Source organism: Vreelandella janggokensis (assembly GCF_031451615.1).
Lineage (GTDB): Bacteria > Pseudomonadota > Gammaproteobacteria > Pseudomonadales > Halomonadaceae > Vreelandella > Vreelandella janggokensis.
This window is the reverse complement of sequence record NZ_JARWAJ010000001.1, coordinates 1,412,917-1,435,141: the sequence shown is the minus strand read 5'-3', so window position 1 is coordinate 1,435,141 and position 22,225 is coordinate 1,412,917. Positions and strand designations below refer to the sequence as shown.

General features: G+C 55.2%; 17 protein-coding genes. 14 read left to right on the top strand and 3 right to left on the bottom strand.

Annotated elements, in window-relative coordinates:
* Positions 1 to 32 precede the first annotated feature (32 nt).
* The 4 genes from clpX (at position 33) to QC816_RS06545 (ending at position 6,296) form a co-directional block, all read left to right on the top strand.
* Positions 33 to 1,313, top strand: coding sequence for an ATP-dependent Clp protease ATP-binding subunit ClpX (gene clpX, locus QC816_RS06560; RefSeq protein ID WP_066317568.1), 1,281 nt, complete (start codon positions 33 to 35; stop codon positions 1,311 to 1,313).
* Positions 1,314 to 1,489: 176 nt separating this feature from the next.
* Positions 1,490 to 3,901, top strand: a complete 2,412-nt coding sequence (gene lon, locus QC816_RS06555; protein ID WP_264827412.1) for an endopeptidase La — start codon at positions 1,490 to 1,492, stop codon at positions 3,899 to 3,901.
* 189 nt (positions 3,902 to 4,090) lie between these two features.
* Entirely contained in the window at positions 4,091 to 4,363 is a 273-nt protein-coding gene (gene hupB, locus QC816_RS06550; RefSeq protein ID WP_066317565.1) for a nucleoid-associated protein HU-beta, read from the top strand.
* A 112-nt stretch (positions 4,364 to 4,475) separates the two neighbouring features.
* Complete coding sequence (locus tag QC816_RS06545; RefSeq protein WP_268901205.1) at positions 4,476 to 6,296, top strand: SurA N-terminal domain-containing protein; 1,821 nt, start codon at positions 4,476 to 4,478, stop codon at positions 6,294 to 6,296.
* A 68-nt stretch (positions 6,297 to 6,364) separates the two neighbouring features.
* Here the strand turns inward: QC816_RS06545 and QC816_RS06540 are convergent, their stop codons facing one another.
* Positions 6,365 to 7,135 carry a UDP-2,3-diacylglucosamine diphosphatase gene (locus QC816_RS06540; protein WP_085918633.1) on the bottom strand — a complete coding sequence of 257 codons (771 nt, stop codon included), beginning with the start codon at positions 7,133 to 7,135 and terminating at the stop codon, positions 6,365 to 6,367.
* Between the two features lie 14 nt (positions 7,136 to 7,149).
* Positions 7,150 to 7,650, bottom strand: coding sequence for a peptidylprolyl isomerase (locus tag QC816_RS06535; protein ID WP_085918632.1), 501 nt, complete (start codon positions 7,648 to 7,650; stop codon positions 7,150 to 7,152).
* 155 nt (positions 7,651 to 7,805) lie between these two features.
* Here QC816_RS06535 and QC816_RS06530 point away from each other — a divergent pair, with 155 nt between their 5' ends.
* From QC816_RS06530 to QC816_RS06485, 10 genes are all read left to right on the top strand, one after another.
* Positions 7,806 to 9,485 carry a glutamine--tRNA ligase/YqeY domain fusion protein gene (locus tag QC816_RS06530; protein WP_199285281.1) on the top strand — a complete coding sequence of 560 codons (1,680 nt, stop codon included), beginning with the start codon at positions 7,806 to 7,808 and terminating at the stop codon, positions 9,483 to 9,485.
* A gap of 11 nt (positions 9,486 to 9,496) precedes the next feature.
* Positions 9,497 to 10,903 (top strand): cysteine--tRNA ligase, encoded by a 1,407-nt coding sequence (gene cysS / locus QC816_RS06525; protein ID WP_085918629.1) that lies wholly within the window; start codon positions 9,497 to 9,499, stop codon positions 10,901 to 10,903.
* Positions 10,904 to 11,010: 107 nt separating this feature from the next.
* The gene (gene osmF, locus QC816_RS06520) at positions 11,011 to 11,925 is read left to right on the top strand and encodes a glycine betaine ABC transporter substrate-binding protein OsmF (RefSeq protein ID WP_085918628.1); all 915 of its coding nucleotides are present in this window, start codon (positions 11,011 to 11,013) and stop codon (positions 11,923 to 11,925) included.
* Between the two features lie 2 nt (positions 11,926 to 11,927).
* The gene (locus QC816_RS06515; RefSeq protein ID WP_085918627.1) at positions 11,928 to 13,145 is read left to right on the top strand and encodes an ABC transporter permease; all 1,218 of its coding nucleotides are present in this window, start codon (positions 11,928 to 11,930) and stop codon (positions 13,143 to 13,145) included.
* Positions 13,142 to 14,107 (top strand): ABC transporter ATP-binding protein, encoded by a 966-nt coding sequence (locus QC816_RS06510; RefSeq protein WP_309781408.1) that lies wholly within the window; start codon positions 13,142 to 13,144, stop codon positions 14,105 to 14,107. The genes QC816_RS06515 and QC816_RS06510 overlap by 4 nt, the downstream gene beginning before the upstream one ends.
* Positions 14,108 to 14,150: 43 nt before the next feature.
* On the top strand, positions 14,151 to 14,873 hold the full coding sequence (locus QC816_RS06505) for an ABC transporter permease (protein WP_085918661.1): 723 nt from the start codon (positions 14,151 to 14,153) through the stop codon (positions 14,871 to 14,873).
* Positions 14,874 to 15,007: 134 nt separating this feature from the next.
* Complete coding sequence (locus tag QC816_RS06500) at positions 15,008 to 16,210, top strand: thiamine pyrophosphate-dependent dehydrogenase E1 component subunit alpha (protein ID WP_085918625.1); 1,203 nt, start codon at positions 15,008 to 15,010, stop codon at positions 16,208 to 16,210.
* 1 nt (position 16,211) lies between these two features.
* A complete protein-coding gene (locus QC816_RS06495) occupies positions 16,212 to 17,189 on the top strand; it encodes an alpha-ketoacid dehydrogenase subunit beta (protein ID WP_066317536.1) in 978 nt (325 codons plus the stop codon).
* An 18-nt stretch (positions 17,190 to 17,207) separates the two neighbouring features.
* Entirely contained in the window at positions 17,208 to 18,452 is a 1,245-nt protein-coding gene (locus QC816_RS06490; RefSeq protein ID WP_268901208.1) for a 2-oxo acid dehydrogenase subunit E2, read from the top strand.
* A 12-nt stretch (positions 18,453 to 18,464) separates the two neighbouring features.
* Positions 18,465 to 20,309 (top strand): protein kinase domain-containing protein, encoded by a 1,845-nt coding sequence (locus tag QC816_RS06485; protein WP_309781407.1) that lies wholly within the window; start codon positions 18,465 to 18,467, stop codon positions 20,307 to 20,309.
* A gap of 22 nt (positions 20,310 to 20,331) precedes the next feature.
* Here the strand turns inward: QC816_RS06485 and QC816_RS06480 are convergent, their stop codons facing one another.
* Positions 20,332 to 22,035 (bottom strand): SulP family inorganic anion transporter, encoded by a 1,704-nt coding sequence (locus tag QC816_RS06480; protein WP_309781406.1) that lies wholly within the window; start codon positions 22,033 to 22,035, stop codon positions 20,332 to 20,334.
* Between the last annotated feature and the right edge of the window lie 190 nt (positions 22,036 to 22,225).

Sequence of the window (22,225 nt, the reverse complement as noted above, 5' to 3'; positions counted from 1 at the left end):
GTCTTTACCGCCGCAGTGAAAGAGGTACGCGAATGGCCGACGGCAAAGGCAAAGACGAAGGTGGCAAGCTGCTTTACTGCTCGTTTTGTGGCAAGAATCAAAACGAAGTAAGAAAGCTGATTGCAGGTCCATCCGTCTATATCTGCGATGAGTGTGTCGACTTGTGTAACGACATCATTCGCGAAGAAGTTCTCGAAGCCGATGCCGAGAGCGATGAGGAGCGTTTACCTACGCCTCGCGAAATACGTTACACGCTTGACGACTACGTCATCGGACAGGATCGAGCCAAAATGGTCCTGTCGGTCGCTGTGTACAACCATTACAAGCGACTGAAATCTGAAGTCCGTGAAAGCGACGTCGAGCTCGGAAAATCCAACATCCTGCTGATTGGTCCGACGGGGAGCGGTAAAACACTCCTGGCCGAAACCATGGCGAGATTGCTGAATGTGCCGTTCACGATTGCTGATGCCACCACGCTGACGGAAGCGGGCTATGTGGGTGAAGATGTTGAAAACATCATCCAGAAGCTGCTGCAGAAGTGTGACTATGACGTCGAGAAGGCGGAACGAGGCATCGTCTATATTGACGAAATCGACAAGATTTCGCGCAAGTCGGACAATCCTTCAATTACGCGTGACGTTTCCGGCGAAGGCGTACAGCAGGCGCTGCTCAAGCTGATTGAAGGTACGACAGCGTCTGTTCCTCCGCAGGGTGGTCGCAAGCATCCCCAGCAGGAGTTTGTGCAGGTCAATACCGCCAACATGCTGTTTATTGTCGGTGGGGCATTTGCCGGGCTGGACAAGGTTATCCGTGACCGTGTTGAAAAGGGTGGTATCGGTTTCAATGCGACGGTTAAGAGCAAGGAATCATCTCGGGGTGTCGGTGAAATGCTTGCCGATGTCGAACCGGATGACTTGGTCAAGTTTGGCCTTATTCCTGAGTTCGTCGGTCGTCTTCCAGTGATCGCCACGCTTACCGAGCTCACTGAAGAAGCGCTGATCGAGATACTCACCGAACCCAAGAACTCCTTGATCAAGCAGTATGCCAAGCTGTTTGAAATGGAGAATGTAACGCTTGAGTTTCGTGATGATGCGCTTCGTGCCGTTGCGGAAAAAGCGATGGAACGCAAAACCGGTGCGCGTGGCTTGAGGTCGATCCTTGAATCCGTATTGCTTGATACCATGTACGAAATACCTTCTTTGGAAGGTGTCAGCAAAGTGGTGATCGAAGCTTCGGTAATCGCCGGTGAAAGTGAACCGCTGTTGATTTACTCCCAGCAAGAAGAGGCACGGGTCGACGGTACCGATGGCTAAACCCATCACCGAAGAGCCTTAGCTTTCTATCGCTTTCGCGGTTAGCGCCAGTCAAGGGGGTCGCCTAGGCGGCCCCCTGTCATTAGTAGCGCAGTGCTACATGGTGCTTAGGCCGTGCTTTAAACGTAGTCAGTTCTCTTCCCAGAACTCATCTGATTTATCGAGGAACGTCTGCGATGCAGCAGAGCGCCGAACAGACACAATGTCTACCCTTGTTACCATTGCGCGATGTGGTGGTTTATCCACAAATGGTGATCCCCCTTTTTGTGGGACGTGAAAAGTCGATCCAGGCCCTCGAGGCGGCAATGGAGGCTGACAAACGCGTTCTGCTAGTGGCTCAACGCGAGGCATCTCAAGATGAGCCCGACAACGCCGACCTTTATGCCATGGGGACGGTGGCTGACATCATGCAGCTCCTGAAGCTGCCTGATGGAACGGTAAAGGTGCTGATCGAAGGCAACTTCCGGGCGGACGTGAGTCGCATCGAAGAGCATGCTGATGGTTACACTCAGGCCTATCTGGTGGCCCGTGAAAGCCAGCCGCTGACGACCCGCGAGCAAGAAGCATTGGTTCGCGTACTGCTCAATCAGTTTGAACAGTACGTCAAGCTGTCCAAAAAAGTACCCAATGAAGTCCTCAACTCGTTGTCCGGCATTGAGGATCCAAGTCGCCTGGTGGATACCATCTGTGCGCATTTATCGCTGAAAATCGGCGATAAACAAGAGCTCCTGGAAATGGATCGTGTGCGTGATCGCATCGAGCATTTGATGGCGCTCATCGAGTCTGAAATTGACCTCTTGCAGGTAGAAAAGCGGATTCGCACGCGTGTCAAAGAGCAGATGGAAAAGACGCAGCGTGAGTATTACCTGAACGAGCAAATGAAAGCCATCCAGAAAGAGATGGGCGAGCTCGATGATGTACCCAATGAAGTGGAAAAATACGAGCAGGCGATTGCCGCATCCGGCATGCCGAAAGAGGCGGCGGACAAGGCCAACCAAGAGCTGAACAAGCTCAAGATGATGGCGGCCAACTCGGCTGAAGCCAGCGTGGTTCGTTCTTATCTGGACTGGCTGGTTGCAGTGCCGTGGAAAAAACGTACCCGTGTTAAGCACGACTTGCAGAAAGCCCAACAGGTGCTTGATGAAGATCACTATGGTCTGGAAGAGGTAAAGTCACGCATCCTTGAATACCTCGCGGTACAAAAGCGTGTACGCAAGATGAAAGGCCCCGTTTTGTGCCTGGTTGGCCCTCCTGGCGTGGGTAAAACGTCGCTTGGTCAATCGATTGCTCGGGCGACGAATCGTAAATACGTGCGCCTTGCTCTGGGCGGCGTGCGTGATGAATCAGAGATTCGGGGACATCGCCGAACCTATATTGGTTCGTTGCCAGGTAAACTCATGCAACGCATGAGTCGGGCAGGTGTTAAAAACCCCTTGTTTTTGTTCGACGAAGTCGACAAGTTAGGCATGGATCACCGGGGTGACCCGGCGTCTGCGCTGTTAGAGGTCTTGGATCCTGAGCAGAACAACAGCTTCAGCGATCATTACCTTGAGCTTGATTATGATCTGTCCGAAACGCTGTTCATCTGCACAGCAAATTCGATGAATATTCCGGGTCCCTTGCTGGACCGTATGGAAATCATTCGTCTTCCTGGCTATACAGAAGATGAAAAGCTGGCGATCGCCAAGCGTTACTTGCTACCCAAGCAGTTGAAAGCCAATGGTTTGAAAAACGCCGAGCTGGCGGTTGAAGATGAGGCCTTGCTGGAGCTTATTCGGTATTACACCCGTGAAGCGGGTGTGCGTGAACTGGAGCGCCAGATCGCCAAGGTCTGCCGGAAAGTGTTGCGCGAGCGTATAGAACCTTCTGCCGTCAAGGATGGCGAATTGCCACCTGATCTGCTCGCGGCCAAGCACGTCGAGCACTATGCCGGCGTTCGGCGCTACAGCTATGGTCTTGCCGAAGAAGATGACCAGGTGGGCCGTGTGACCGGGCTGGCATGGACCTCTGTAGGTGGTGAGTTGCTTAATATCGAATCGGTTGTGACGCCAGGCAAAGGGCGAATCAACAAAACCGGCTCGTTGGGCGATGTCATGAAGGAGTCCGTCAGTGCTGCGCAAACCGTGGTACGTGCCAGAGCGCAGGCATACGGTATCGACGCCGAGCGATTCGAGAAAGAAGATCTACATATTCACGTCCCTGAGGGCGCCACCCCCAAGGATGGACCGAGTGCCGGGGTAGCCATGGTAACGGCGATTGTCTCTGCCTATACCCAACGGCCAGTGAAGTGTCAGGTTGCGATGACAGGTGAAGTCAACCTGCGTGGCGAAGTATTGCCGATTGGTGGGCTAAAGGAGAAATTGCTGGCAGCCCGTCGTGGTGGTATAAAGATAGTCCTGATTCCGGAAGAAAATCGTCGCGATCTCAAGGAGGTACCGGACAATATCAAGGATGCACTGGATATCCGTCCGGTACGCTGGATTGACGATGTACTTGCCGTGGCGTTGGCGGACGAACCTCTAGAAGGTGCGCCGCTACCTAAAGCGGATAAAGCGTTGGGTAACTCCGCCGTCGCCAATACACATTAGGCAACGTCGGCAAACCAATAGCATTTTGTTTGTATCATTGCCCAAAGCCTTTATGGCGGGCACATCCAGGCAAGGTTGCTTGACAGGCGTTTCAGGGCATTGCTATAAAACGCTGCTATGCCTTGATCGTCGATACCGTCGGTGACCATGTCTTTAGAACCATTTTTTGAAACAGTCAAGGGGTGAAGTGTGAATAAGTCTGAGCTGATTGAAGCCATTGCCGCGTCTGCAGATATTCCAAAAGCAGCGGCAACCCGCGCATTGGATGCCATGGTGGAGTCTGTCACCGATAGCCTAAAAAATGGTGACAGTGTTTCACTGGTGGGCTTTGGTACCTTCGCAATCAAAGAACGCGCTGCGCGTACGGGCCGTAACCCACAAACAGGTCAGCCGATCCAGATCAGTGCGGCAAAAGTGCCTAGCTTTAAAGCCGGTAAAGCATTGAAAGACGCCGTTAACTAAGTTGTACGCGTTTGTAGTCATCTATGGGCGCATCGCAACCGCGATGCGCCCATGTTATTTTCTAGCTCACCTTTAGGGGCGACCCGTTTAGCTGTGACTGCCTGAGGAAAACATGCTGCAAAGTATTCGGAATGGATCCAGAAGCTGGGGAGCCAAGATTATTATCGGGGTCATGGTGGCTGCCATGGCGCTTTTCGGTGTGGAATCTTTGTTTGGTCTGTTCGGTGACGACCCGAATCAGGAAATCAGCGTGAATGGCGAGCCCATCATGCGCCAACAGATTGAATTGGAAGTTCAGCGTGCTATGCGTTCGGGCCAGGTCCCTCCTGAGCAAGAGCGTCAACTGCGCAATGACATAAGGGATGAACTGGTAACACAAACACTGCTTACCCAATACGCAGAAGAAGGCGGCTTGTACGTATCCGAAGATCAAGTCGACCAGCTCATTGTGGGGATTCCTGAATTCCAGGATGAAGACGGACGATTCTCGCCCGACATATTTCGCAACCGCCTATCAGGTGCTGGCTATACCCCTCTTTCATTTCGTGAGGAACTGGAAGTGGACGTTAAACGTCAACAGCTTCAGCAAGGCCTCGCGTTTAGTGACTTCACGCTGGATAACGAACGTCAGCGTCTGGCAGAACTTCAACGTCAACAGCGAAGTTTTCGTTACGTGATGTTGGATGAAGATGACCTCGAGGGGGGTATCGAGATCAGCGACGATGAGCTTCAAACCTACTATGAAGCCAATGCTGATCGGTTTGAACGTCCCGAACAGGTGCGTCTTGAGTATGTTCTGGTCGACCGTCGAGAAATGGCAAATAACGTCGATGTGGATGAAGAGGCACTGCGAGAAGCCTGGCTAGAGCGGACCGAAGACGCAGATCGTCGCGTTTCGCACATCATGATTACATTCGGTGATGAGCGCAATCGCGATGAAGCTCAGCAGCGGGCGGATGAAGCGCTACAAGCCCTTGAAGACGGCGAGTCTTTCGCCGATACGGCACTCCGCTATTCTGATGATACGGCCAGTGCTGAAGAAGGCGGCGACCTCGGCACGATCAGCCCTGGCTTCTTTGGTGAAGCCTTTGATGAGGCGGCATTTTCTCTTGATGAGGGGGAAACGTCATCGGTTGTCGAAATGGACAACGCCTTGCATATCATTCAAGTCACCGACATTGAGCGTCCGGCGTTTGAGGACCAGCGGGATTCGCTGCGTGAAGATGTCGCGATGAACGAAGTGAATGATGCGTTTAACGATAAGGTTCAGCAGCTCATCGACGAGAGCTTTGCCGCCGATGACTTGCAAAGCGTCGCCGAAGACCTTTCGCTAACCCTTGAAGAAAGCGACTGGCTGTCCCGGAATGACCAGGGTAGTAGCGTTCTATTTGAGCCAGGCGTCATGGAGCAGGCCTTCAGTGACGACGTTCTGGAGGAAGGTTATAACAGCGAAGTGATCGAGCTCGATGAAGACCGTCGATTGGTCGTTCGCGTTGCTGACCATCGTGAGCAGACTCAGTTGCCGCTAAATGACGTGCGCGATGAGGTCGAGGCAGCGGTACGCGCCAAGCGGCAACAGGAGCGGCTTCAGTCGCAAGCCGAAGACATGGTGGCACGCCTGCAGGCAGGTGAGTCGATTGATAGGCAATGGCTGGAAGCCAACAATGTACGCCGCCAAGATGAAGTCACGGCTTCTCAACTGATCGTGCAAGCTGCTTTCCGGATGCCCCATCCCGATGACGGCGAAAGCACCTACCAAACGGCAGTTCTACCTACTGGCGTTGCGGTCCTTGCGCTTGACGAAGTCACGGCGGGTGATGTGGATGAAGAGCGTGAGCGGTTTGTCGCTCAAATGGCCCAGCAATTGCGCGCGCAGGCGATTATTCAGGGGCTTGTTGAAGACCTGCGTAGTGACGCCGAGATTGAGCGATGATATTTGGGCGTTAAGCACGTACCGTCAAAAAAGCCGATCCAAGGGATCGGCTTTTTTTATAGTGGCCGCTAGGGAGGCGGTGGGTCGTTAAGGGGGAACTGCCGCAGCCGAGGGGTAGTATGGTCTGTTTTCTCGACCACAATATCCCAACCGTGACTGGCATCCCAGTCGCCAAGCACGAAGCGTTTTGCAGGAACATCTTCCACGGTTAAATCGTGCACTTTGGGGCGATGGGTATGGCCATGAATCATGGTTGTGACACCATGCTTTTCCATCAGCGCTACCACCTCATCGTGGGTAACATCCATGATGGCATCTGCCTTCTTGGCATTGGCATCTCCCGACTGCAGGCGTAGGCTGCTGGCCAATTCCAAGCGTTGATCCAGCGGCATGGCGAGTATCTGAGCTTGCCATTCAGTGTCCCGAGATTGTTGGCGAAATGCCATATACGCCTCATCCCGAGTGCACAGGCTATCGCCGTGCAAGATGACGGCAGGCACGCCCTGGAGCTCGATTTGTTCGACCTCGGAAAGCAGTGTCGCCTGGCAGGCGTCAATAAAGCGTTGGCCCAGCAAGAAATCACGGTTGCCGTGAATAAAATATATCGCGGTTCCATCGCTGCTAAGCCGGTGTAATTGCTGAATGACCTCGCGAGCGACAGCGCCCAGTGGGTGAGGCGTATCGAGGAGATCATCACCGATCCAGGCGTCAAACAGATCGCCCAGAATGTACAGGGCATCCGCTCCTCTGGCGGTATGGGCTAAATAATCATAGAACCCCTGATTGATCTCAGGGGTATCATGACTTAAATGCATATCAGCAACTAGCAGGGTACGCATATAGCTCCCGGAGATTATTCTGCTTCCTTGAGATAGGCGCGCTCGATGATAACGTCCTCGGCGGGTACGTCGGCATGCATACCGCGACGCGTGGTGCTGACGTTTTTAATGGCGTTGACCACGTCCATACCGTCGACGACTTCACCAAAAACGGCGTAACCCCAACCCTGCAAATTCTTGCCGCTATGATTCAGAAAACTGTTATCACCGACATTAATGAAGAACTGAGCAGTAGCGGAGTGAGGGTCCTGGGTGCGTGCCATCGCCAGGGTCCCCAGGGTATTTTTCAGCCCGTTATCCGCTTCGTTTTCGATTGCATCACGGGTGGGTTTTTGATTGAAATCCTGGTCAAAGCCACCGCCCTGGACCATAAAGCCATCAATGACACGGTGAAAAAGGGTGCCATCGTAAAAACCATCGCGAACGTACTGCTCGAAGTTGGCGGCGGTGACGGGGGCTTTTTCGTGATTAAGCGCAATCGTGATGTCGCCGTGGTTCGTCTGTAATACGATCATAGATAAATTCCTGTTCAATAAAGGCGTTCGCCTTGGCGCTGTGCATCGGCGTCACGTTATAATACCGGTTTTGCTTGGCACCGCGAAGCGCTATACCGTTAGAGTAGGCAGACGACGCCAAGCATGCCATCCACCACGAGGTTATCAACACCACCATGACCAACGAGACCACCCCAGCGCCGAACTTCATTCGCAACCAAGTACGCGACGAAATCGAGGGCGGCCAGGTCACTAAGATTGTGACGCGCTTTCCCCCTGAGCCCAATGGCTTCCTGCACATCGGCCATGCAAAGTCGATCTGCCTGAACTTTGGGTTGGCGGAACAGATGGGTGGTGAGTGTCATTTACGCTTTGACGACACCAACCCTGCTAAAGAAGAGCAGGCCTATATTGACGCGATTAAAGAGGACGTCAGTTGGCTGGGCTTCCAGTGGGCAGGGGCGGTGCGTTTTGCTTCTGACTACTTCGACCAGCTATATGCCTGGGCGCAACACCTGATTCGTGAAGATAAAGCCTATGTTGATGACCTGACGCCTGACGAGATTCGCGAATACCGCGGTACGCTAACCGAGCCAGGCCAGCCGAGTCCTTACCGTGAGCGTAGCGCGGAGGAGAACCTTGATCTTCTCGAGCGCATGCGCCTGGGAGAGTTTGCTGAGGGTGAAAAGGTGCTGCGTGCCAAAATTGACATGGCATCGCCCAATATCAACCTGCGTGACCCGATCCTGTATCGAATCCGACATGCCAGCCACCATCAGACCGGCGATAAGTGGAAAATCTACCCGTCTTACGATTTTACCCATGGGCAGTCTGATGCCATCGAGGGGGTTACCCACTCGATCTGCACGTTGGAGTTCGAAGACCATCGGCCGCTTTACGAGTGGTTCTTGAATCATCTTCCGGTACCCACCAAACCCCGTCAGATCGAGTTTGCCCGATTGAACCTGAACTACACGCTGACCTCGAAGCGTAAGCTTAAAATGCTGGTGGACGAACAGATCGTCGACGGCTGGGATGACCCGCGTATGCCGACTATCTCTGGCATGCGTCGCCGCGGCTATACACCCGCCGCCATCCGCAAGTTCTGCGAGATGATTGGCGTTACCCGCGCAGATGGCGGCCTGGTGGATATCGCCATGCTGACCCACGCGATTCGTTCGGACCTTGAAGATAATGCGCCGCGTGCGATGTGTGTATTGAAGCCACTGAAAGTGGTGCTGACCAACGTGCCTCAAGATCACGAGGAAGTATATGAAGTGGCAGGCCACCCGGCGCGTGACGACATGCCGGTGCGGAAAGTGCCATTAACCCGTGAGGTCTACATCGACCAGAATGATTTCATGGAAGATGCGCCGAAAAAATTCTTCCGCCTGGCGCCGGGCAAGGAAGTCCGCCTGCGCAATAGCTATGTTATCTGCTGCGATGAGGTCATCAAGGATGACGCTGGGGAGGTAACAGAACTGCGCTGCTCGGTTGATTTTGACACCCTGGGCAAAAACCCCGAGGGTCGAAAAGTGAAAGGGGTCATCCATTGGGTCAGTGTCGACCATGGTATCCCGTTGGAAGTGCGTCTCTATGATAATTTGTTCATGGTGGAGCAGCCTGACCGGGACAAAGATGTCGACTTTCTGGACCATCTGAACCCCGAGTCACTGACGGTTTGCCACGCCATCGGCGAACCCAGCCTGGCGGATGCAGGACCTGAAGCGCGTTTCCAGTTCGAGCGTGTGGGTTATTTCTGTGCTGATCGGCATGTATCGACGCCAGACCATCTGGTGTTCAACCGTACTGTCGGGCTCAAGGACAGCTGGGCGAAAATCAAACAGAAAGGTTAAGGAATCGGCACATGCATATTTACAATACGCTGACACGTCGCAAAGAGCCTTTTACCCCGCTGGTGGCGGGCAAGGTGAGTATGTATGTCTGCGGCATGACGGTGTATGACTATTGCCACCTTGGCCATGCCCGCGTCATGGTGGCGTTCGATGTCATTACGCGCTACTTGCGGGAGCGAGGTTATGAAGTCAATTATGTGCGCAATATCACCGATATTGACGACAAGATCCTGAAGCGTGCCGATGAAAACAGCGAGACTATCTCGGCGCTGACCGAGCGCATGATTGCGGCGATGCACGAGGACGAGGCGCGCCTCAGTGTGTTGCCGCCCAGCCATGAACCCAGGGCAACCGGGCATGTCGACGATATTATCGCCATGATCCAGACGTTGATTGAAAAAGGCTTTGCCTATCCGGCCGACAACGGCGATGTGTATTACCGCGTTCGCCGTTTCGCTGACTATGGCAAGCTGAATAATCGCCAGTTGGATGACATGCGCGCAGGCGCCCGCGTTGACGTAGACGTTCATAAAGAGGACCCGCTGGATTTCGTGCTGTGGAAGGCGGCCAAACCCAGCGAGGCCAGTTGGCCATCTCCCTGGGGAGATGGCCGCCCCGGTTGGCATATTGAATGCTCGGCAATGTCGACCTGCTGCCTGGGCGACACTTTCGATATTCATGGAGGTGGCCCGGACCTGACCTTCCCTCACCACGAAAATGAAATCGCACAGTCTGAAGCGGCCACCGGCAAGACCTATGTGAATACCTGGATGCACGCGGGGGCCGTCCGTGTTGACCAGGAAAAGATGTCGAAGTCGCTGGGAAACTTCTTCACAATTCGTGAAGTGCTGGCTGAGCACGACCCCGAAGTGGTCCGTTTTCTGCTGGTCGCCAGCCACTACAGAAGTGCGATTAACTACTCACTGGATTCGCTTTCAGAAGCCAGAAAGTCATTGACGCGGTTTTATACGGCGTTGGAGGGCGTGCCAGTTGATGCCGCCGCCGCGAGCGATGATCCGGCGGTTGCCCACTATCGCGAGCGTTTTACCACAGCCATGGACGATGACTTCAATACCCCCGAAGCGTTGGCGGTCTTGTTTGACCTGGCGCGTGATGTCAACCGTGCTAAATCCGATGCACCTGAAAAAGCCCTGGGTCTGGCCGTTGAATTGAAACAGCTGGGCGGCGTGCTGGGGCTTCTCCAGCAATCACCAGAGGCGTTTCTCAAAGGCTCGCAGCAAGACAATCTCGCGCTGAGTGAGTCGGCCATCAACGAAAAGATTGCCCAGCGTCAGGCTGCCAAAGCCAACAAGGATTTTGCTCAAGCCGACGCCATCCGCGACGAACTGGCGGCGCTGGGGATTATTCTTAAAGATTCCCGAGAAGGCACCACCTGGGTCGTCGAGTCTGCTTCTTAAGCAGGGCCAAGCGATGGTTTAGATAGCGCTGTGGATTCGAAGGGCGTCTGACTTCAACGCACGAGGGGCATATACTCCTACCAAACTCTGCCAAAAGGATGATGACAATGCGTTTTGCGACTAAATCGGCCATCGCCATCGGATGTGTCAGCCTGTTACCGCTATCATCGGTTAATGCCAATGACCCTGTGGTAGTCTCGTCAAAAATCGACACGGAAGGGTCGGTGCTGGGTGAACTGATCATACAGACGCTGGAGCGTAACGATATCCCCACTGAAGACCGCCTGCAGTTGGGCGGCACCAGTGTTGTACGTAGCGCCCTGCAAGCGGGGGAAATCGACCTTTATCCCGAGTACACCGGCAACGGCGCCTTTTTCTTCGATATGGGCGGCAGCGATGTATGGAACGACCCGGAAAAGGCGTATGAAACTGTCCGTGAGCTCGATGCCGAACAGGGACTGGTGTGGCTAAGTCCGGCGAGTGCCAACAATACCTGGGCCATGAGTGTGCGAAAGGACGTCGCAGAGGCGAATGGCCTGGAAACGCTCGATGACCTGGCGGCTTATCTGGACGAAGGGGGCGAGTTCAAGTTTGCGGCAAGCGCCGAATTTGTTGAATCCGAGCAGGCTCTTCCCGCTTTTCAGCAAGCCTATGGGTTTGAACTCAGCGAAGACCAACTGCTGGTGCTTTCTGGCGGTAACACGGCGGCCACCATGCGGGCAGCCGCCGAGCAGACCAGTGGCGTCAATGCCGCGATGACATACGGTACCGACGGCGGTTTGAATGCGCTGGGGCTCGTGGTGCTTGAAGATTCAAGGGGTGTTCAACCCATTTATCAACCCGCCCCGGTCGTACGCGAAAGCGTATTGGAAGCGTATCCTGATATCGCTCCGTTGCTTGAGAACGTATTCAGCACGCTGGATCTTGAAACGCTGCAAAAACTCAACGCTGACGTGGCAGTGAACGGCATGTCACCCGGTAATGTCGCAGGCGATTACCTCGATAGCCTGGATAACGACTGATAATGGCGTTGCTGGATGCTTTGCCAAGTCCGCGTATGTCTTGGCGACAGTGGCGGCCCAATAGTGTTCTCGTCGTTCTCCTCAGCGTCCTATTGGTGGCCGTTTGGCTGTTCGATGTCGTCAGCGTCTCCCCCAACCGGATCGTCAGCGGCCAGGGAGCTGGTCTGGTTGAAGCCGTGGGCTGGTTGGGGGCATTGCTGGTCAGCGGTGTCATTCTCACCCTGGTGCTGCTGTCTCTCCAGCCTAGTCGACAGAACTATCAGGTTGCCCTGGTAGGTGTCTGTCTATTACTTCTCCTGATGCCGTTTGGTTTGATGGTGGCCAGCGACCGGCTGGTCAGTAGCGATGCGCCACCAGCTCGACTGAATATGGGGATGGCCTATTGGCTGATGCTATCTCTATTATTCCTGTGCTGGATCGAGCTGCGCTTGCGTTTAACGCTGCCACGGCGTTGGACTGTCCTGATGCTTCTGGGCGTCGCGATCGTCTGGTGGCTGTGTGCCATGTGGGCGCTTGAGGCGTTGGCGTTGGGGCAGGAGTTTCGCGCTCGGGACGATGAATTCTGGCGCGCCTTGCGACAACATATATCGCTGGTGAGTGTCGCCGTGGCTATCAGTATTGGATTGGGTCTATCCCTTGCCATGCTGATGCGCCGCTATGCAAACTTTCAGAAAGTCGCCTTTGGGGTGCTCAATTTCCTGCAGACCATTCCGAGTATCGCCCTGTTCGGTTTAATGCTGGGCCCCCTTGCTTGGCTGGCGGCTCAGTGGCCGCTGTTGTCTCAACTGGGAGTCAGTGGCATTGGCTGGGCACCCGCTTTGCTGGCGCTGGTCGCTTACAGTCTACTGCCGATGGTGCGAAACACCTACATTGCCCTTGAGCAAGTCAGTCCTGAAACATTGGAAGCGGCACGCGGGATGGGGATGCGCAATAGCCAGCGCTTCTGGCAGGTACGTTTGCCACTGGCCTTGCCGGTGCTGATTGAGGGTATAAGAATCACATCGGTCCAAGCTATTGGCCTTACGGCGGTTGCTGCCTTGATTGGCGCGGGCGGTCTGGGGGCTTTTATTTTTCAGGGATTGGGGCAGGCAGCGATGGATATGGTGTTACTGGGCGCATTGCCCATTCTGATACTGGCGCTCATAGCAGACGCCGGACTGGGGGCCTTGTCTGATATCCTCCGGCCGAAAAATACCGTGCCGCCTGGAGAAGCCCAATGATCGAACTCGCCCACGTTTCCAAACGTTTTGGCGACGCTGTCGCAGTGGATGACATTTCGCTGCACATCCCAAAAGGCAAGTTTTGTGCGCTTGTGGGTACGTCGGGCTGTGGTAAATCAACCACTTTACGGATGATTAACCGTCTGATCGAGCACAGCGAGGGTGACATCATATTGGATGGTCAAGCGATTGCCGCCTATGACCCGGTCAAGTTGCGGCGTCGCATCGGCTATGTGATTCAGCACACAGGATTATTTCCCCACTGGACGGTGGCTCGCAATATTGGCCTCGTTCCACGCCTGCTTAAATGGTCCGCCGCAGAGGTTCAGGCAAAAGTTGACGAGCTGATGAACCTGCTGGGTTTGCCGAAAGATGAATTCGCCCATAAATACCCTCATCAGCTGTCGGGCGGGCAGGCGCAACGTGTCGGTGTGGCGCGGGCGCTGGCTGCTGACCCTGATATTTTGCTGATGGATGAACCCTTTGGCGCACTGGATCCGATTACCCGTGAAAAGCTTCAGGATGAACTTGCCAGGCTCCAGGCAAAGATGCATAAAACGGTGGTGTTTGTTACCCATGACATGGATGAAGCGCTAAAGCTGGCGGATCATCTGGTCGTGATGCGTGAAGGCCATATTGTTCAGCAGGGCACGCCACTGGCACTGCTTCAGCATCCGCAGGATCCGTTTGTGGAATCGTTGCTCGGCGGACTTGAGCGCGGGCTGAAGCAGGCGGCATTGACCCGGGTAAAGGACCATATGGCCCCGATGGGACCAACATTACCTGCTCAATCGAGAATTCCCGCGGCGTTTTCCCTGCGCCAGGGGCTTTCCATGATGCTGCGTGACCATACGGATCGCCTTACCGTCGTGGACCAACACGACGTGCCGGTAGGCGAGCTCACACTGCGCAAAATCGTCAAGGAAGCCCAACCGGAACAAGGAAAAGTGCGTGAGTCATAATGCCTTGGGCCGTTCGCTGACGGCGCGCGGCGCTAACCAGGTGATGTGGCCGGCTATCTGGCTGGTGCTTTTAATGGTGTGTGTCTGGGGATTTCCTTACGCTGACGGTGTGCTACGCGTGATAGAGCCGGATGCCCGTCAGGTAGTCTATCAACGCGCCAGCTTAGCGTCGCTGTTGGTGCAGCACCTCCTTGTGGTCAGCGCGGCCGCCGTGATTACCACGGCGAGTGGCGTGTTGGCGGCGATTGTCGTGACAAGGGAATGGGGACGTAATTTTTTACCTCTGGTGGCGCAAGTCGCCTCACTGGGTCAGACCTTTCCACCGGTTGCCGTGCTGGCGCTGGCGGTACCGGCATTAGGTTTTGGCACACTGCCGATCATTGTTGCGCTGGTGCTGTATGGCGCGCTACCCATCGTTCGAAATACACTAGGCGGCATACAGGGCGTTGATAAAGAGGTTAAAAGCGCCTCCGCCGCGATGGGCATGACGGGCTGGCAAACCCTTTGTCAGGTGGAGTTGCCCCTGGCGGCCCCAGTCATACTGGCCGGCATTCGGACCTCCATCACCATCAATATCTCGACCGCCGCGATCGGCGCCACCGTCGGTGCGAGCAATCTGGGTGACCCCATCATTGCCGGTATTGTGAACGGAAACATGGCTTATATCATTCAGGGGGCGCTGACCATCGCGTTGCTGGCGTTGACTGTCGATAGCCTGTTCGAGCGTCTTCAGGAACGGCTACGTTCGCGCTTTTATACCTCTTAAGTCGAATCCCTAAAGTGTCTCAGCTGCGTTACTGTCGCAGGTGTTGCGTTGACCAATGTCAGATAAATCCACTGGCATAAAAGGTCATCACCGACAACACTGCCCTCAAAAGGGGTACGACAAGGACAATAATGATGACACAGCATGCACACCAGCCTGTCTTCCTGACAGGCGATGAATTTTCGATTCCCACCTTCAGTTTGCTGAGCCCCGAGGGCGAACTCTACAGCGAAGCTGATGCCCCGACGCTTGAAAAAGACCATGCCCGGCGCATTTATCATGCGATGCTGGCAACGCGTATTCTCGATGAGCGTATGTTGGCGGCCCAGCGTCAGGGACGGCTGTCTTTCTACATGCAATGCACCGGCGAAGAAGCCGCCGTGGTAGGCGCCACTGCGGCGCTCGACGATGCCGACATGATCATGGCGCAGTATCGCGAGCAGGGTGCCTTGATGTACCGCGGGTTTTCCATTGATGAATTCATGAATCAGCTATTCGGCAACGAGCTGGACTATGGCAAAGGCCGCCAGATGCCGATTCACTATGGGTCGCGAAAGCTCCACTACATGACCATTTCCTCGCCGCTTGCTACCCAGATTCCCCAGGCGACAGGCTATGCCTATGGTCAGAAAATGGCGGGCGATGGGCACTGTACCCTAACGTTCTTTGGTGAAGGGGCGGCTTCTGAAGGCGACTTTCATGCGGCGCTGAATATGGCCTCGGTCCACCAGGTCCCGGTGATCTTTTTCTGCCGCAACAATGGCTACGCGATTTCGACGCCGGCGGTAGAGCAGTTTGCAGCCGACGGTATCGCCCCCCGGGCTTTTGGTTATCACATGCATGTGATCCGTGTGGATGGCAACGACATACTGGCGGTCTATGAAGCCACGCGACAGGCTCGTGAAATCGCCGTTGAACGCAATCAACCCGTGCTGATAGAAGCGATGACGTATCGGCTGGCCGCGCATTCCTCTTCCGATGACCCGTCGGGTTATCGTTCCAAAAATGAGGAAGAGGCCTGGCGTATCAAAGACCCACTGTTGCGCATGCAGAAGTGGCTGTTGGCCAAAGGCTGGTGGAGCGAAGACGAAGAGGCCAGCGAGCAGGAACGTCTGCGTCGTGAAGTGTTGGACACCATGAAGCGCGCCGAAAAGCGCTCGCCTCCGCCCCTGGACTCCCTGATCAGCGATGTCTATGCGGATGTCACCCCGGCGTTGCAGCAGCAGTTCGACCAGCTCAAGCAGCATATCCGCCGCTACCCGGAGGCTTACCCGCGTGGGGCCAAGTCATTGGATCTGAGTGTGAGCACCGATGCCGACTCCCAGGGGGGCGAATAAAATGCCGACAATGAATATGCTTCAGGCAATTAATAACGCCCTCGACATTGCCATGGCGGAAGACGAAAAAGTCATCTGTTTTGGTGAAGATGTGGGGATTTTTGGCGGCGTCTTTCGTGCCACCAGCCACCTGCAGGAAAAATATGGCAAGGCCCGCTGTTTTAATACCCCTTTGGTAGAGCAGGGTATCATTGGCTTTGCCAATGGCTTGGCTGCTCAGGGATCGGTTCCAGTCGCTGAAATTCAGTTTGCCGATTATATTTTTCCCGCCTTCGATCAAATCGTTAACGAAACCGCCAAATTCCGCTATCGCTCGGGCGATTTGTTTAACGTCGGCGGCCTGACCATTCGGACGCCTTACGGCGGTGGGATTTCCGGTGGCCTTTATCACTCACAATCCCCCGAGGCCTACTTCACCCATACACCTGGGTTAAAGGTTGTGGTGCCCCGCAACCCCTATCAGGCCAAGGGGCTACTACTGGCGTCCATTCGTGACCCGGATCCGGTGCTGTTTCTAGAACCCAAGCGGCTTTACCGCGCGTCAGTCGGCGAGGTACCGGAAGACGATTACCAGCTTCCCATCGGCGAGGCCGAGATCACCAAGGAAGGCAGCGATATTACCCTGGTCGGTTGGGGCGCGCAGATGGAAGTGATTGGCAAAGCGGTGGAGTTGGCAGAGGAGCAGGGCATTAACTGCGAAGTCATCGACCTGCGCTCGCTATTGCCCTGGGATGCAGATACGGTCGCCGAGTCCGTTCTCAAGACAGGTCGGTTAGTGGTCAGCCATGAAGCGCCGTTGACCGGTGGTTTCGCCGGTGAAATTGCCGCGACGATTCAGGCGCGTTGTTTTCTCTACCTGGAATCGCCCATTGCACGGGTGACCGGGCTGGATACGCCTTTCCCGCTGGTGCTGGAAAAAGAGTATCTACCCGACCACCTGAAAATCTTTGAAGCGATTCGTGAAAGCGTTAATTTTTGACGCCAGAGGAGAACAACAATGAGCGATTTTATGTTGCCGGATATCGGCGAAGGTATCGTCGAGTGTGAAGTGGTCGAATGGCGCGTCGCTGAAGGCGACCGGATTGAAGAAGATCAGCCTATTGTCGAGGTCATGACCGACAAGGCGCTGGTGGAAATCACCGCCCATGAGGCAGGCGTGGTCACTAAACTGTATGTCGATCAGGGGCAAATTGCCAAGGTCCATGCCCCCCTTTATGCCTACCAGGCTGAGGGTGAAGATGCTGATGAGGCAAAGGTATTGAATGATAGCTCAGAAGCGTCGTCGTCCAGTCAGCCCCCGGCTGCTGAAAAACAGGCGGAAACTCAGCCGTCACCCTCAACCCCATCGGTTGTTACTCAGGGGAAAGTGCCTGCCAGCCCCGCCGTCAGACGGCTGGTCAGAGAGCATCAGTTGCAGCTCACGGATATCGCGGGAAGCGGCAAAGACGGCCGAGTCCTCAAAGAAGACGTCCTGGCGCATCTTGATCAACCTGCAGAGACCGTTTCGATGGCTTCTTCATCACGAGGGAGTGGTGAAGTGAGCCGGGTCGAGCCACTGCGTGGTATGCGGGCGATGATGGCCAAGCGCATGGTGGAATCGGCCAGCACGATTCCGCATTTTCATTACGGTGAGGAAATCGACGCGACGCAGCTTCTCGCCATGCGGGAACGCTTGAAACCGGTAGCAGAAGCCCAGGGGGAGCGCTTGACGCTGATGCCTTTCTTCATGAAAGCGATGGCATTGGCGATTGCCCAAACACCGATTATCAATGCCCAGCTCAATCAAGCAGGCGACGAGCTGCGCTACTACTCTCATTGCAATATCGGCATGGCCGTGGACAGCAAGGCTGGCTTGCTGGTGCCCAATGTCAAAGGTGTCGAGCGATTGACGCTCCTGGAGATTGCCAGGGAAGTTGGTCGTTTAACCCATGCGGCCAGAGAAGGGCGGGTTGATCAGGCGGATCTCAAGGGTGGCACCATCAGCATTTCCAACATTGGGGCGCTGGGCGGCACCTACGCGGCGCCGATCATTAATGCCCCGGAAGCCGCCATCGTGGCGATTGGCAAAACCCAGTGGCTGCCGCGTTTTGATGATCAGGGCGAGGTCCAGCGGCGTGCGATCATGACGATTACCTGGGCGGGGGATCACCGTTTTATCGACGGCGGTACGATCGCGCGCTTCTGTAATACCTGGAAGGGCTTTCTGGAAGCCCCAGATAGCATGTTGTTGCATCTGGGATAACGCAGGCACCCCATGGCTCAGGCACCCCTTCAGCAGTTTTATATACCCGAGGAGCAGTCGGTATACCTGCTGAGCCACCACGATGCCCGCAAGCTCAAGGACTGGGTGGCGCTGTGCCAGGAGCAGCTCTCTCAGTTGGGCTACCGGGACATCGAACTGATCGGTAAGGGTGCCTACGGTTTCGTTTTTGCCGGTAGTGCGCCGATCCAGGGAGCGACGGCGCACTACGTTTTCAAGTTCTCGCGCATTACCCTGCCTATTCACCTCCAGGAACGCCTCGAAGAAGAGGCGTTCATGCTGGAGCAGGTGTCGCACCCGCTCATTCCCAGGTTGATTACCTACCAGCGCGCGCGGGGGCAATCGATTCTGGTCATGGAGCGCGCGCCCGGCTTGAATCTTGAACAGGTATCGCTCAAGGAGGGGCGCCTGTCACCCCGTCTGATCGTCCGCATCGCCGCTCAGTTAGCCGATATCCTCATGGCGTTACGCAGAGAGTCCGGACCCAAGGCGCGACCTGTCGTCCACGGTGATATCAAACCCTCCAATCTGGTCTTTGACCCGACTGACGAGTCCATCGCCTTGATCGATTGGGGCTCATCCGTCTTTGCCAAGCTCGATGCCCAATTGCAGTTCGTTGGTGCCAATGTGATGGAGTTGATGTCGGATAACCTGCAACAGACCAATGCGCGACTGGGCGATGTCTACTTCATTGGCGAGGAACAGCTCAATGGAGCACTTTCGTCGCCACGCTTTGACGAGCAGGGCGTGGCGGGCACCTTGTATGCCTTGGCGTCTGCCCAGTCGTGCCGCTTTGGTCATCGCGCGATTCCTGCCAGTTCGCTGGGGCTTCCCATGGAGTTTGCCCGAACGCTGGACGCTATGCTCGACCCAGATCCTCAAATACGCCGCAAAGCGGGTGACTATTTTTTGCGCGCCATGCCCCGGATGGCCCGCGTGGTGATGCTGGACCTGCCGGGTAGCGTTCAATCACCGCTGGTACCGGTATGGGGGCGTCCGGCTGAACAGGAAATTGACACCGTGGTGTACAGTTCTCGCAAGGCGTTTCTGCGTGAAGCCAATGCCCCTGAAACCCTCAACGACGTTAACGATGTGCAGCTGGATCGCTATTACAAACAGTTCATGCAGGGGATGGGAGAAACTGAAAAAGCCTTTCTGGCCTCGGTGAGCCGTCTGGGCAAGTACCCGGTTGTAGGCGGTCTGGCGGTACGCTGGGAGCGCGACGGGGTCTATATCGATTCGTCGTTGAACCTGCACGACCCGGCATTGAAGCCTGCGTTTATCGAAGCGGTCAATAACATGGTGCACCTGGCGCGGGCGATCCATCGCCAAGGGGTATTCAAGAGCTGTCTGTTTAACGCCCGTCAAACGTTGCATCTGGAGCGGGGTTCAGCGTCAGAGGCTTTTGATTGCGAACCCGGCATGGCGATCAGCTATGAAATGAGCGCCGTTCCGGAACTTGAGGACCGTACTCGTCAGCATAGCTACTTCGAGGATGGTCCCGATCCCGAAGAGCTATTAGCATTGCCAGAATCGATCATGCAGGTGCTCAAACAGCTTAACGAGATTCATCACACCGGCATGATCATTTTTGAAGCGCTGCCCAAGCACCTCAAGATTCACAGCTACTATCGTCTTCTCGACCCTTCCAGGGAGGGCGAATTTCGTGCGTTGCTGGTGAAAATGCTCGCATCAGTCAGCCAAATTGAAGGTCTGGGGGTCTCTGGATTCATGAAAATGCCTTACAAAGATACCCGCTACTTTACGCACCTTGAAAGCCAGCCCGAACGATACTACCCGCGTGACCCCCGGGACTATATCAGGAAACATGGCCAATAAAGGCAGACCATTTTTGCAGGTGTTACCGGGAGAATTCCCGCCATGCCGCGTAAGTACTGAGAAAGACGCGACCGGTGAGCGCCTCAAGAAAGTCACTTTTCTTGAGCTGATCCATCACAGGGCCTTTTACCTCTGAAAGGTGCAGCTTGACACTTGCGTCCTTGAGGCGGGCATTGATGGCGTCGAGGCTTTCCAGTGCTGATGCATCAATCAGGTTAACGGCTGAGCAAATCAATACCACGTGTTCCAGTTCGGGGCGGCTGGCCACCAGATTATACAGCGTATCTTCCAGATAGCGCGCATTGGCGAAGTACAGGCTTTCATCAATTCGCAGTAGTGCGACACGGCTTACAGTCTCGACATCGTGACGGGTAATGTTACGGAAGTGTTCGGTGCCAGGAACGCGCCCGACAAGCGCGCTGTGCGGGCGACTGGTACGATATAGATAAAGTGCAATGGAAAGGGTCACGCCCCCCAGAATACCCGCCTCGATTCCCTCGACAAGCGTCAGGATGATGGTAAGCGCCATGGCTGAGAAATCACTGCGGGAATAGCGCCACGTCTGGCGCAGCATGGGGATATCCACCAGGGTCAGGATAGACACGGTAATCGTCGCTGCCAGGGTGGCAATTGGCAGGTAGTAAAGCCATCCCGTAAACGCCATCGTCACCAGCGCAATGCCCAGCGCGGCAAAAGCACCGGCAGCTGGCGTCTGAGCGCCCGCATCAAAGTTAATCACCGTGCGTGACAGGCCGCCGGTCACCGGCATGCCATGGGTAACGGCCGCGGCCAGGTTGGTTGCGCCCAGGCCAATCAATTCCTGATTGGGGGAAATGCGCTGGCGCCGTTTGGCCGCCAGCATCTGCCCCATCGACACCGACTCGACAAAACCGACCAGGCTGATGAGCAAGGCCGGAATGAATAGCGCTTTCCATAACGAGGCATCAGCCCACGGCAGGCTGAAAGCGGGAAGCCCAGACGGCACGTCGCCGACGACATTGACGCCCTGATCAGCAAGCCCCCAGTACCAGGTGGCAAGGGTGGTAGCAACCACGGCGATCACCGGCCCTGCCTTGGCGACCAGGTCGGCAGCACTATTGGGTAGCCCCAGGCGCTTGAGTGTCGATTTCCCATGTCGACGAAGCCATACCAAAAACACCAGTGTGCCAAGCCCCAAAAGGCAGGTGGGCACGTTGAGGGCATCCAGGTTGGGGATGAGCGTCATCAAACGCTCCACCAGAGTGAAACCGCTGCTTTCGATCCCCAACAGACTGCCAAGCTGACTGACCGCAATCAGAATACCTGAGGCCGTTAGAAAACCTGAAATGACCGGGTGGCTCAAGAAATTGCTAAAAAAGCCCATTTTCAGCAGCCCCATGGCGACCAGCATGCCCCCCGAAAGCATCGACAGCACCAAGGCGGCTTCCAGGTAGACATCAGATCCTGGAGAGGCAACCGATGAAAGGGCAGCCCCGGTCATTAGCGCAATAATCGCCACAGGGCCCACAGCCAGGGTACGGCTGGTACCAAACAGGGTATATACCAGCTGCGGTAAAATACTGGCGTAAAGGCCCACCACGGCCGGAAGTCCTGCGAGAAGGGCATAGGCAAGCGACTGCGGTATGACCATGACGGTGACAATCAAGCCGGCAAGTAAATCTGCTCCCAGTAACCGCTTATGGTAGTAAGGCAGCCAGGACAGAATTGGCAAGTAGCGCTTTAGCATGGGCTCCCGGGGCGATCCGCCTCAATTCATCGGATTGATAAGCTGTGTCAGAGCTTAACGCGAATGTAGGTCATTATATTAACAAGTTATAAGTCAAATTACGGCACCCTGCGGTAATTTCATCTTCAGAGGGGCGTCCTTCCCCCAAAGTGTTACTTATTTAATCCTCATTAATTAGTAAGCTTACGAT

Coding starts and splice junctions, on each gene's coding strand:
- QC816_RS06545 (WP_268901205.1), top strand. CDS start 4,476: ATGCTGCAAAGTATTCGGAATGGATCCAGAAGCTGGGGAGCCAAGATT.
- QC816_RS06515 (WP_085918627.1), top strand. CDS start 11,928: ATGGCGTTGCTGGATGCTTTGCCAAGTCCGCGTATGTCTTGGCGACAG.
- QC816_RS06490 (WP_268901208.1), top strand. CDS start 17,208: ATGAGCGATTTTATGTTGCCGGATATCGGCGAAGGTATCGTCGAGTGT.
- QC816_RS06530 (WP_199285281.1), top strand. CDS start 7,806: ATGACCAACGAGACCACCCCAGCGCCGAACTTCATTCGCAACCAAGTA.
- lon (WP_264827412.1), top strand. CDS start 1,490: ATGCAGCAGAGCGCCGAACAGACACAATGTCTACCCTTGTTACCATTG.
- QC816_RS06495 (WP_066317536.1), top strand. CDS start 16,212: ATGCCGACAATGAATATGCTTCAGGCAATTAATAACGCCCTCGACATT.
- QC816_RS06480 (WP_309781406.1), bottom strand. CDS start 22,035: ATGCTAAAGCGCTACTTGCCAATTCTGTCCTGGCTGCCTTACTACCAT.
- QC816_RS06505 (WP_085918661.1), top strand. CDS start 14,151: ATGTGGCCGGCTATCTGGCTGGTGCTTTTAATGGTGTGTGTCTGGGGA.
- clpX (WP_066317568.1), top strand. CDS start 33: ATGGCCGACGGCAAAGGCAAAGACGAAGGTGGCAAGCTGCTTTACTGC.
- QC816_RS06510 (WP_309781408.1), top strand. CDS start 13,142: ATGATCGAACTCGCCCACGTTTCCAAACGTTTTGGCGACGCTGTCGCA.
- QC816_RS06485 (WP_309781407.1), top strand. CDS start 18,465: ATGGCTCAGGCACCCCTTCAGCAGTTTTATATACCCGAGGAGCAGTCG.
- QC816_RS06540 (WP_085918633.1), bottom strand. CDS start 7,135: ATGCGTACCCTGCTAGTTGCTGATATGCATTTAAGTCATGATACCCCT.
- QC816_RS06500 (WP_085918625.1), top strand. CDS start 15,008: ATGACACAGCATGCACACCAGCCTGTCTTCCTGACAGGCGATGAATTT.
- osmF (WP_085918628.1), top strand. CDS start 11,011: ATGCGTTTTGCGACTAAATCGGCCATCGCCATCGGATGTGTCAGCCTG.
- cysS (WP_085918629.1), top strand. CDS start 9,497: ATGCATATTTACAATACGCTGACACGTCGCAAAGAGCCTTTTACCCCG.
- QC816_RS06535 (WP_085918632.1), bottom strand. CDS start 7,650: ATGATCGTATTACAGACGAACCACGGCGACATCACGATTGCGCTTAAT.